Genomic DNA, 10,346 nt, shown 5'->3' with positions numbered 1-10,346 from the left:
GGCGTTGTAGCTGTCGCCGATCACGAAGTCCACGGTGGCGTCGGTGCGGGCGTCGGCGGTGACGGTGGCCCCGGCGATCTGCGAGCCGACCAGGGTTCCCGCGCCGGCACCGGCCGGGCCCGCGATCACCTGGGCGGTGCCGGGCACCTTCTTGTCCAGCTCGGCCGGGGCGTTGCCGACCTTGCCGATGGTGAAGCCGCGCTTCTTGAACTCCTCGGCGGTCCGCCCGGCCAGACCGGCCTTGGTGGTGGCGTTGTAGATGTTCACCGTGACGGCGGCGGCCTGCGGGATCGCGTGCGGGTCGCCCTGGGCGCCGGGTGCGGCGGGTGCGCCGGGGGCTCCCGGGGTGGCGCCCGGCGTCGGGGCGGCCAGCGGCTTGCCGGACGGGGTCGCGCAGGCCTGCGCGGAGGAGTTCTTGTCCTTGCCGCGGAAGATGTCGTACAGCTGCACGCCGCCGAGGCCGATCAGGGCCAGGGCGAGCAGGCCCGCGAGGACGGCGATCACCTTGCGGCTCTTCTTCGGGGGCCGGCCCAGCCGCGGATAGGCGTTGCCGGTGACGCGGTACTGCTTCCCCTTGAGGCCTTGGGGAGTCAACATGCTCACGGTTTGTCTCCCCCTCGTGCCAGGGCGGGGTCGGGATGACGGGGTGGCCGGGTAGAGGTGTCCCCGGGTGCGGGCGGATCCCCTGGTGGCGGCCGTAGTCAGCAGCGTAGTGCCGTACGAGTGCGAAGGTACTAAACGATCATCATCTGGCGTACGCCGGTACCCGAAAGGGGGTACCCGGGTACGCACGGACCGCCCTCCGCCGAATGGCGAGGGGGCGGTCCGGATGGCCCGCGATGGGGCCGTCAGTCCATTTCGAGGACACGGGCGTGCAGCACCTGGCGCTGCTGCAGCGCGGCCCTTACGGCCCGGTGCAGTCCGTCCTCCAGGTAGAGGTCGCCGTGCCACTTCACCACGTGGGCGAAGAGGTCCCCGTAGAAGGTCGAGTCCTCGGCCAGCAGGGTTTCCAGGTCGAGGTTGCCCTTGGTGGTCACCAGCTGGTCGAGCCGCACCGGACGCGGGGCGACGTCAGCCCACTGGCGGGTGCTCGTCCGGCCGTGATCCGGGTACGGCCGCCCATTGCCGATGCGCTTGAAGATCACACGGAAAGCCTACCGTTTGGGCGGCGGATGGCGCAGCAGCCGCGACGCCGCCACGCGCACGGGTGTGAACTGCGGATGGACGAATGCGGCTGTTTGATGGGAAATGTCGCGAACATCGGCCCGGTTCCGATCGGGTTCGGTTTCCGAGTTCCGACCGCGTTCCGTTTTCGTGTCCGTTTTCGTGCCCGTTTCCGCGTTCCGTTCCCGGCTCCCGTTCCCGGCTCCCGTTCCTGGTTCCTGTTCGTGAGTCCTGTGCGTGAGTCCCGATCCTGAGTCCCGGTCCTGAGTCCCGATCCGCCCAGGAGTGTGCACCGATGTCCTCCGCCCCCACCCCGCCGGCCGTCCGGGAGATCGCCGACGGGTACGCCTTCGCCGGGCCTGCGCTCGACCTCGGTGCGGTGCTGCTGGACGGCACCGCCTACCCGGACGCCCAGGTGCGGATCCCGCTCGGCGTGCTCAACCGGCACGGGCTGGTGGCCGGGGCCACCGGCACCGGGAAGACCAAGACCCTCCAGTTGATCGCCGAACAGCTCTCCGCGCAGGGCGTGCCGGTGTTCCTCGCCGACATCAAGGGGGACGTCTCCGGCATCGCCGCGCCCGGTGCGCCGAGCGAGCGCACCGGCGCCCGCGCCGCCGAGGTCGGGCAGCAGTGGACGTCGCAGGGCTGCCCGGCCGAGTTCTACGCGCTCGGCGGGAAGGGTGCGGGCATCCCGATCCGGGCCACCGTCACCAGCTTCGGGCCGCTGCTGCTGGCCAAGGTGCTGGACCTGAACGAGACCCAGGAGGCCTCGCTCAGCCTGGTGTTCCACTACGCGGACAGCAAGGGCCTGGAGCTGTACGACCTCAAGGACCTCACCGCCGTGATCGGCTTCCTCACCTCGCCCGAGGGCAAGGAGGAGCTGCGCACCATCGGCGGTCTCTCGGCGGCCACCGCCGGGGTGATCCTGCGCGCGCTCACCGTGCTGGTGAACGAGGGCGCCGGGGCCTTCTTCGGCGAACCCGAGTTCGACACCGCCGAGCTGCTGCGCACCACCCCGGAGGGGAGGGGCGTGGTCTCGGTGCTGGAGCTGCCCGCCGTGCAGGACCGGCCGCGGCTGTTCTCCACCTTCCTGATGTGGCTGCTCGCCGACCTCTACCAGGAGCTGCCCGAGGTCGGGGACCTGGACAAGCCCAAGCTGGTGTTCTTCTTCGACGAGGCGCACCTGCTGTTCAAGGGCGCCTCCAAGGCCTTCCTGGAGGCGATCACCCAGACCGTGCGGCTGATCCGTTCGAAGGGCGTCGGAATCTTCTTCGTGACCCAGACGCCACGGGACGTCCCGTCCGAGGTGCTCGCGCAGTTGGGCAACCGGGTGCAGCACGCGCTGCGCGCCTTCACCCCGGACGACGCCAAGGCGCTCAAGGCCACCGTCTCGACCTTCCCGCGCTCCTCGTACGACCTCAGCGCGGTGCTCACCTCGCTGGGCACCGGCGAGGCCGTGGTGACCGTCCTCTCCGAGAAGGGCGCGCCGACGCCGGTCGCGGCGACCAGGCTGCGGGCACCGCAGTCGCTGATGGGGCCGATCGAGCCGGACGCGCTGCGGGCTGTCGTGGACGCCTCGCCGCTGACGGCGCGCTACCGGGACGCGATCGACCGGGAGTCGGCGTACGAGAAACTGGCGGCGCGGGCGCCCCGGCCGGAGGCGGCGCCGGTCGAACCGGAGCGGGAGGCGCCGCGTGCGCCGTCACGGGAGCCGTCGCGGGAGAAGGAGGGCGTGGGCGGGCTGCTCGGCTCGCTGCTGAGCAACCCGACCGTGAAGTCCTTCGCCCGCTCGGCCGGGAGGCAGCTCGGGCAGGAGATCTCGCGCAGCCTGTTCGGGACGTCCAAGCGGCGGCGCTGACTCAGCCGCCCAGCGCGGCACCGATCCGGTCGAGGGAGGACAGGCGCATCAGGCCGTAGTTGTAGAACTCGACCTCCGGGACGCCGAGTTCGCGCAGGGTGGCGAGCTTGGCGGCGAGGTTCTCCGGGCCGTCGCAGTCCGAGGCCATCGGGCGCAGGATCACCGCCATCCGCTCCGGGCGGACGCCGTGCAGGGCGAAGGCGGCGAGCTTCTCCCGGACGGCCTCCGGGGTCTTCGCGTAGCCGAGGGTCTCGATCTGGTCGGTGGCCCGCGCGAGGGCGGGCAGGTCGATGCCGGACAGCCAGCCCTTGCCCGGGCCGCCGCCGTCCATGAAGCTCAGCCGCATGCCGTGGAGTCGGGCCTGCTCGGTGAGTTCGGCGGCGAGCGAGGTGACGGTGGTGGCGGAGGCGTCCACGTAGGCGGCGAAGGCGCCGTCGGCGAGAGCGCTCAGGTCGGCGGGTTCGGCGGCGGCGTCCTGGTCGGCCAGGCGGCGGCGCAGTTCCGTCCGGACCGCCTCGGCGACCTGCTCGGCGGGCACGCCGGCCCGGGTGGCGGCGGCGCGGCAGTGCGGGCAGAAGCAGACGCCGAGCAGGGCCTCGGCGGTCGGGCCGAGCTCCTCGAAGTAGCGCTCGTGGTGGTAGCCGTGGCGCAGGCCGTGGAAGTGCAGGGACTCGGCGCGGATGGCGTCCACGCCGTACCGGGCCAGCTCGGCGACCAGGGTCAGCGCGTACTCCCGGACCTCCGGGTTCGCCGGGCACAGCTCGGTCAGGTGGCGGTCGCCGAAGGCGTTGGCCGGGGCGCAGTCGGGGTGGGCGAAGCCGAGCCGGTCGTTGTGGCAGAAGACCGTCCAGGCGTGCAGCTTCAGGCCGCGGTGGCGGGCCTCGACGGCGGCCTCGGCGAAGGGGTCGCGGTCGCCGATCGCGGAGGACGGGACGGGCGCGAGGCGGCGGCCCCGCCAGCGGGCCGGGTCGGGGCGGAAGTAGGCCGCGCCCGGCTCCAGGTAGCGGATCACCCGGTGGGGGTTGTGCGGGAAGACGTCCCGGGCCTCGTGGTAGACCGAGGCGAGGGTGACGCCGCCGACCCCGGCGCGGTCGGTGAGGTTGCCGAAGAAGGTGTCGGCGCCCTCGTCGAGCAGGTCGGTGGCGAAGGCGAGGACGGACGACTCCACGGTGCGGCTCCGGAGCTGGGGGAAGGTGCGCGGTTCACGCTAGCCGCAGGGGTGGGAATGGTCTATACCTGACGCCGCTCAGAGGCCCAGGTCGTCCAGCTGCCTGAGCAGGTCGGCGTGGGGGCCGTTCGAGGTGGGGGCGGCCGGTGCGGACTTCGAGGCCGGCCGGTTGCGGAGCAGGACGGCGGCGGCCAGTCCGCCGATCAGCCCGCCGAGGTGGCCCAGCCAGCTGACGCCCTGGGCGACCGGCAGGACGCCGATCAGGATGGTCGAGTAGACCGCGGCGACGACGACGCCGACGACCGCGTCCAGCACGTTGCGATCGAGGACTCCGCGCAGCACCACGTAGCCGAGGTAGCCGTAGACCATGCCGCTCGCGCCGGCCGTCACGTGGTTCGGGCTCTCCAGCAGCCAGACCAGGAGCCCACCGGACACCGCGATCACCAGGCTGGCGAGCAGGAACTTCCGCATGCCCCGGTAGGCGGCCAGGAAGCCGAGCACGAACAGGGGCATGGAGTTGGCCGCGACGTGGTCCCAGCTGAAGTGCAGGAACGGCATGGTGAACATCTCGGGCAGGTCGTCGATCCGCTCCGAGCGCAGGCCGAAATCCCAGGACAGTCCGTAGTCGTCCAGCCAGTTCACCACCTGCACCGACCAGATGACGGCCTGGAGACCGAGCATGGTGAGCAGAGCGCGACGGGAGTCCAGGAGCAGGCGGGTGAGAGAGGCGGCCATGACCTCGACTCTAGGGGCGGCGGGATCGCACGTGCACCCCCATTACAGTGGCCCTGTCATTCCGACCGTTCATTCCGTCCGTGAGATCCGTGAGAGGTGACCACCCATGAGTGTTCGTCCGCCGCTGCCGTACGAGTTCCTGCCGCAGGTGCCGTCCTTCGAGCTGAGCAGCCGGGACTTCACCGAAGGCGGCACGCTGGCGCAGGAGTTCATCTACTCCGGCGGCAACCTCTCGCCGCAGCTGGCCTGGTCGGGCCTGCCGGAGGGCACGAAGAGCATCGCCGTCACCTGCTACGACCCGGACGCGCCGACCGGCTCCGGCTGGTGGCACTGGCTCGCCCTCAACCTGCCCGCCGACACCACCGAACTGGCGCGCGGCGCCGGCTCGTCGGACGGCGACCTGCCGGGCGCGGCCTCCTTCCACGGCCGCAACGACTTCCCCGGCAACAAGTACGACGGCGCCGCCCCGCCGCCCGGTGCCCCGCACCGGTACGTCTTCGCGGTGCACGCGCTGGACGTGGAGAAGCTGGACGTCACCGCCGACACGCCGCCGGCCCAGGTGGGCTTCAACATCACCTTCCACACCCTCGGGCGGGCGCTGCTCACCGGCGAGTACGGGGTCTGAGGTCCTTCGATGGTCGATCGTCCGGTCGAGGTCTGGCGGCTGCCCGAGGAGGAGGTGCGGGCGGGCCGCCCGGCCCTGACCTGGACGGTCGGTCCGGGCGGGGAACTGGCCGTCCTGGTGGTGCCGGAGGAGTACGCGGCACCGGCCGGGTCGTGGCCGCCCGTCCGGCTGCCGTTCGACGGTGAGGTGGTCGTGACCGGCCCCCGGGGGGAGTGGCGAGTGCCGCTGTCCGGGGTCGACATCGCCGGGGGCCACTTGGCGCTGCTGCCGGGCGGGCGGGTGCTGCTGGCCGACTTCCGGGCCGACCAGGTGGGTGCGGACTGGGTGCCCAACGCCGCCGTGTACCGGGCCGATGGGACACCCGAGCGGGTGCTCGGCCTCGGCGACGACATCAGGGCGCTGGTGACCGACCGGGACGGCCGGATCTGGATGGCGTACGGCGACGAGGGCATCTACGGCGACCACCCGCTGGCCCACCACGGCCTGCTCGGCGTGGACACCCACGGACGGACGGTCTGGCGGCCGGAGCAGCGGAAGCTGCCCGCCTACCCGCTGGAGGGCCTGGCCGGTGCGACCGAGGGCCGGTACGCCTGGCTCGCCTGGTACCCCAGCTCCTCGGGCAGCCACCTCACCCGGATCGACCCGGCCGACGGGTCGTCGAACACGGTGCGCCTTCCGGTCCGGGTACCGGTCGGGTTCGCCGTCCGCGGCCGCGAGGGCGTCTTCCTGTCCAGGGGTGGCGAGTTGACCTGGCACCTGCTGGTCGGCAAGGAGTGGAAGCAGACCGCCAAGCGGCAGCTGCGGCTGCCCGGAGAGCTCGACCGGGAGCGGGCGTACGGGCGGGACGGCGTGCTCTGGTTCCGCTGCGGGAACGGCTGGTACCGGGTCTCGGTCTAACTCCCCTTCTCCGCCGCCCGGTTGGCACGGGCGGCGAGGGCGCGGAGGTGTTCGCGCAGCTCCGGGGGCTCGTGCACCTCGAAGTCGCAGTCCAGCATCAGCAGTCCGGCCGCCAGCCACTTCAGGGAGTCCGCGCGGGAGCGCAGGACGCAGCTCCGGTCGTCGATCGGTTCGAGCTCGTAGTCCCCGGTCCAGGGCATCCAGCCGTCGACCTCGGCGGCGGGGCGGTGGACGGTGGCGACCATGGAGTGCTTCGGTGACCGGCGGTGCAGCCTGGTCGCCACGAAGACGGCCGGGTCCTCGGCGGGGAGCGGGCGCGGGGTGAACCGGGAGCCGGTGGCGAAGGGCTCGGTGATCCGGTCGACCCGGAAGAGCCGCCAGTCCTCGCGGTCCAGGTCGTAGCCGATCAGGTACCAGCGGCGGCCGGTCGAGACGAGGCGTTCGGGCTCGACGTTGCGGCGGGTCTCGGCGCCGTCGCGGGCCCGGTAGGCGAAGCGCAGGCGCTCGTGCGTGGTGACGGCGCCGGCGAGCAGGGTGAGGTCCTCCGGATCGACGGTCGGACCGTCCCCGGTGAGCAGCGGGACGGTGGCGGTGTTGAGCGTGCCCACCCGGTGCCGCAGTCGGCCCGGCAGCACCTGGAGCAGCTTGGCGAGCGCCCGTACCGAGGCCTCCTCGATGCCGACCACCGCGTGCCCGGCCGCCGCCCGCAGCCCGACCGCGATGGCCACCGCCTCCTCGTCGTCCAGCAGCAGCGGCGGCATCGCCGTGCCCGCGACCAGCCGGTAGCCGCCGACGGCGCCCATGGTGGCCCGTACCGGGTAGCCGAGGTCGCGCAGCCGGTCGATGTCGCGCCGGATGGTGCGGGGGCTGACGCCGAGCCGCTCGGCGAGCTCGCTGCCGGGCCACTCGCGCGGGGTCTGCAACAGGGACAGCAGGCTCAGCAGCCGGGCCGGGGTGTCGCTCATGCCCTCCAGCATGCCGGATGAACTGGGACAGGTCCTGACCTACATCCCCGCTACCGTTCCGGGCGTGCAGAAGAGCGAGGAGTACGGAATGAGGACCGCGGAGCCCGCGGGTACGGACCGGCGGAGGTGGATCGCGCTGGCGATCGTGATGGTCGCCTCCTTCATGGACCTGGTGGACGTGACCATCGTCAACATCGCCATCCCGAGCATCCAGGAGGAGACCGGCGCCTCCTTCAGCGCCATCCAGTGGGTGACCGGCGGCTACGCGCTGGCCTTCGCGATCGGCCTGATCACCGGCGGTCGGCTGGGCGACATCCACGGCCGCAAGCGGGTGTTCCTGATCGGGATAGGCGGCTTCACCCTGGCCTCCGCCCTGTGCGGGCTGGCCTCCGGCCCCGAGATGCTGGTCGCGATGCGGGTGCTGCAGGGCGCGACGGCGGCCCTGATGGTGCCGCAGGTGCTGTCGATCATCCACGCGACCTTCCCGGCGGAGGAGCGCGGCAAGGTGTTCGGCCTGTTCGGCGCGGTGGTCGGGCTGGGCGCGGTCTCCGGTCCGATGATCGGTGCGCTGCTCACCGAGTGGGACCCGCTGGGCCTGGCCTGGCGGCCGATCTTCCTGATCAATCTGCCGGTCGGCATCGCCGGGCTGCTGCTCGGCCGCCGCTTCATCGACGAGTCCAAGGCCGAGCACGCGCTCAAGCTGGACCTGGTGGGCGTCGCGGTGGCCAGCCTCGGCCTGCTGATGCTGATCTACCCGCTGACGCACGGGCGGGAGGCCGGCTGGCCGCTCTGGGGGTACCTGTCGATGGCCGGCAGCCTGCCGGTGTTCGCCCTGTTCGTCGTGTACGAGAAGGCCAAGACGCGGCGGGACGGCTCGCCGCTGGTCGAGCTGTCGCTGTTCCGGGTGAAGAGCTTCGCGGCCGGGATCTGCGTGGAACTGGCCTTCGGGGTGGCGCTCGGCATCTACTTCCTGGTCTGGACGCTCTACATGCAGGTCGGCCTGGGCTGGAGCCCGCTCAAGGCGGGGGCGACCGGCATCCCGTTCTCCATCGCGGTCTCCACGGCGGCCGGGCTGTCGGTGCAGAAGCTGGTGCCGCGGTTCGGACGCAAGGTGCTCCAGGCCGGCGCGCTGGTGATGACGGCGGGCGTGCTCACCTACATCTGGGAGGCGGACCGGTACGGGACGTCCATCGCGCCCTGGCAGATGGTGCTGCCGCTGGTCGTGATGGGCCTGGGGATGGGCCTGATCGTCGCGCCGATCACCGACGCGGTGCTGTCGGAGGTGCCGCGCCGGCACGCCGGGTCGGCCTCGGGACTGATCAACACCGTGCAGCAGGTGGGGAACGCGCTCGGGCTCGGGCTGGTGTCGGTGGCCTTCTTCGGGGCGATGGACGACGTGGTCGCGCCGGAGGCGGTCGGGACGGCCTTCGGCGGGGCGTTCACGCACGCGATGTGGTGGGTCGCGGGGGTGCTGTTCGCGGTGTTCCTGCTGATGTTCGCGCTGCCGCGGCGGAAGGGGAAGGCGGTCGAGGACGAGGTGGCGGAGCAGGAGCCGGTGCTGGTCTGACGGTCCTCTCCGGGGGGTGCCCCTCGTCGGAGGTCCTCTCCCGTGGTTCTCGCCGAGGGCCCTGGTCGCGCCGCGCGGCCGGGGCCCTCGGCGTTCACGGGGAGGGCCGTGGACCGTACGGCGGCGCGGTCCGTTACCGGGGCGGGCTTCGAGGGCTGCGAGGGCTTCCGATGGGCTTCCGGGGGGCTTCCGATGGGCCTCCGAGGTCGGTTCTACCGGGCGGCGGCAGCGCCCGCGGTGGCCGTCCGGCTGGTGGTGCGCGGCTTGGCGGCGGCCTTGGCCTCCTTCGCGGCGCGCTTCATCTCCTGCTTGAACTCCCGCACCAGGGTGAGGGATTCGGGGCCGGTGATGTCGGCGACCGAGCGGTGCGAGCCCTCCTCGCCGTACGCCCCGGCGGCCTCGCGCCAGCCCTCGGGCCGCACCCCGTACTGCTTGCCGAGCAGGGCCAGGAAGATCTGCGACTTCTGCTTGCCGAAGCCGGGGAGGGCGTTGAGGCGGCTGAGCAGCTCCTTGCCGGTGCGGGTGTCCTTCCACAGCGCGGCGGCGTCGCCGTCGTACTGCGCGACCAGGAACTGGCAGAGCTGCTGCACCCGTTTCGCCATCGCGGCCGGGTACCGGTGGACGGCGGGCTTCGCGGAGAGGAGCGCGACGAACTCCTCCGGGTTGTAGGTGGCGATCTCGTGGGCGTCGAGGTCGTCCCGGCCGAGGCGCTGGGCGATGGTCAGCGGGCCGGTGAACGCCCATTCCATCGGCACCTGTTGGTCCAGCAGCATGCCGACGAGCGCGGCGAGCGCACTGCGACCGAGCAGCTCGTCGGCCTCGGGCTGCTGGGCGAGCCGAACGGTGACGTTCATGGGGTTTAGCCCTCCACGGAGTTGACGCAGGGTCGGCGCCCAGTCTGGTGGACGCGGCGTGGGCGGGGGCGGTCAACACGCCCGTAGTGGGGGAAGTCTTGGTGTTCAGGGCCTTGCCATGCCTGCTTTGTTCGTTGGCGGAGCGGTTGCGGGGGGTCCACGGAGGGGGCGCGGAAGAATTTTTGTCCGCGCCTGTCACACCCGCCGTGTGCGCCGGGTCAGTGCTGTGTTCGACCGATTCCGACCGTGCAGTCACTGAACGAGGAGCGCTTCAATGTCCGTCGCCCACACCGTCGTCACCGTCCTCGCCGCCCTCATGGTCGGCTTCTCGGCGTACTCGGTCTTCGCCGGGGCCGACTACGTCGTGGGGCCCCTCGCCGAGTACGGCGTCCCGCGCGCCTGGTGGACCTGGCTAGGCGTCGCCAAGGCCGCCGGCGCCCTCGGCCTCCTGGCCGGCCTCGCCGTCCCGCCCATCGGCTACGCCGCCGCCGTCGGCGTGATCCTCTACTTCCT

11 protein-coding genes are annotated in these 10,346 nt (G+C 72.1%); 5 read left to right on the top strand and 6 right to left on the bottom strand.

From position 1 onward, the window contains the following. Together J0670_RS18250 and J0670_RS18245 are read right to left on the bottom strand one after the other, a co-directional pair. Window positions 1-597 (bottom strand): LytR C-terminal domain-containing protein (locus tag J0670_RS18250; RefSeq protein WP_243437188.1); only part of this gene is annotated, 597 nt, incomplete at its 3' end. Between the two features lie 251 nt (window positions 598-848). Next, the gene (locus J0670_RS18245; protein ID WP_207812672.1) at window positions 849-1,145 is read right to left on the bottom strand and encodes a type II toxin-antitoxin system VapB family antitoxin; all 297 of its coding nucleotides are present in this window, start codon (window positions 1,143-1,145) and stop codon (window positions 849-851) included. Window positions 1,146-1,459: 314 nt separating this feature from the next. On the opposite strand from J0670_RS18245, the gene J0670_RS18240 reads away from it, so the two are divergent. After that, window positions 1,460-3,022 (top strand): helicase HerA-like domain-containing protein, encoded by a 1,563-nt coding sequence (locus J0670_RS18240; protein WP_207812671.1) that lies wholly within the window; start codon window positions 1,460-1,462, stop codon window positions 3,020-3,022. 1 nt (window position 3,023) lies between these two features. Here the strand turns inward: J0670_RS18240 and J0670_RS18235 are convergent, their stop codons facing one another. Together J0670_RS18235 and J0670_RS18230 are read right to left on the bottom strand one after the other, a co-directional pair. Beyond that, entirely contained in the window at window positions 3,024-4,190 is a 1,167-nt protein-coding gene (locus J0670_RS18235; protein ID WP_207812670.1) for a hypothetical protein, read from the bottom strand. 78 nt (window positions 4,191-4,268) lie between these two features. Then, on the bottom strand, window positions 4,269-4,925 hold the full coding sequence (locus J0670_RS18230) for a rhomboid family intramembrane serine protease (protein WP_243437187.1): 657 nt from the start codon (window positions 4,923-4,925) through the stop codon (window positions 4,269-4,271). Window positions 4,926-5,031: 106 nt separating this feature from the next. On the opposite strand from J0670_RS18230, the gene J0670_RS18225 reads away from it, so the two are divergent. Together J0670_RS18225 and J0670_RS18220 are read left to right on the top strand one after the other, a co-directional pair. Continuing rightward, the gene (locus J0670_RS18225) at window positions 5,032-5,550 is read left to right on the top strand and encodes a YbhB/YbcL family Raf kinase inhibitor-like protein (protein ID WP_207812669.1); all 519 of its coding nucleotides are present in this window, start codon (window positions 5,032-5,034) and stop codon (window positions 5,548-5,550) included. 9 nt (window positions 5,551-5,559) lie between these two features. Next, on the top strand, window positions 5,560-6,447 hold the full coding sequence (locus J0670_RS18220) for a hypothetical protein (protein ID WP_207812668.1): 888 nt from the start codon (window positions 5,560-5,562) through the stop codon (window positions 6,445-6,447). Here J0670_RS18220 and J0670_RS18215 read toward each other — a convergent pair. Further along, a complete protein-coding gene (locus J0670_RS18215) occupies window positions 6,444-7,412 on the bottom strand; it encodes a YafY family protein (RefSeq protein ID WP_207812667.1) in 969 nt (322 codons plus the stop codon). The genes J0670_RS18220 and J0670_RS18215 overlap by 4 nt on opposite strands. 88 nt (window positions 7,413-7,500) lie before the next feature. On the opposite strand from J0670_RS18215, the gene J0670_RS18210 reads away from it, so the two are divergent. Continuing rightward, a complete protein-coding gene (locus J0670_RS18210) occupies window positions 7,501-8,979 on the top strand; it encodes an MFS transporter (protein WP_207812674.1) in 1,479 nt (492 codons plus the stop codon). Window positions 8,980-9,191: 212 nt separating this feature from the next. Here J0670_RS18210 and J0670_RS18205 read toward each other — a convergent pair whose 3' ends face one another. After that, window positions 9,192-9,833 (bottom strand): HhH-GPD-type base excision DNA repair protein, encoded by a 642-nt coding sequence (locus tag J0670_RS18205; protein ID WP_207812666.1) that lies wholly within the window; start codon window positions 9,831-9,833, stop codon window positions 9,192-9,194. Between the two features lie 274 nt (window positions 9,834-10,107). On the opposite strand from J0670_RS18205, the gene J0670_RS18200 reads away from it, so the two are divergent. Further along, on the top strand, window positions 10,108-10,346 hold a 239-nt coding region (locus J0670_RS18200), incomplete at its 3' end, for a DoxX family protein (RefSeq protein WP_207812665.1).

This window comes from Streptomyces sp. FH025, from assembly GCF_017427025.1.
GTDB lineage: Bacteria > Actinomycetota > Actinomycetes > Streptomycetales > Streptomycetaceae > Kitasatospora.
The sequence above is the reverse complement of the archived record's forward strand: the minus strand, read 5'-3'. Positions and strand labels throughout refer to the sequence as shown.

Bases quoted from the DNA above. Each gene is read 5' to 3' on its own strand.
- J0670_RS18240 (WP_207812671.1), top strand. From the start codon at position 1,460: ATGTCCTCCGCCCCCACCCCGCCGGCCGTCCGGGAGATCGCCGACGGG.
- J0670_RS18230 (WP_243437187.1), bottom strand. From the start codon at position 4,925: ATGGCCGCCTCTCTCACCCGCCTGCTCCTGGACTCCCGTCGCGCTCTG.
- J0670_RS18225 (WP_207812669.1), top strand. From the start codon at position 5,032: ATGAGTGTTCGTCCGCCGCTGCCGTACGAGTTCCTGCCGCAGGTGCCG.
- J0670_RS18220 (WP_207812668.1), top strand. From the start codon at position 5,560: ATGGTCGATCGTCCGGTCGAGGTCTGGCGGCTGCCCGAGGAGGAGGTG.
- J0670_RS18215 (WP_207812667.1), bottom strand. From the start codon at position 7,412: ATGAGCGACACCCCGGCCCGGCTGCTGAGCCTGCTGTCCCTGTTGCAG.
- J0670_RS18210 (WP_207812674.1), top strand. From the start codon at position 7,501: ATGAGGACCGCGGAGCCCGCGGGTACGGACCGGCGGAGGTGGATCGCG.
- J0670_RS18205 (WP_207812666.1), bottom strand. From the start codon at position 9,833: ATGAACGTCACCGTTCGGCTCGCCCAGCAGCCCGAGGCCGACGAGCTG.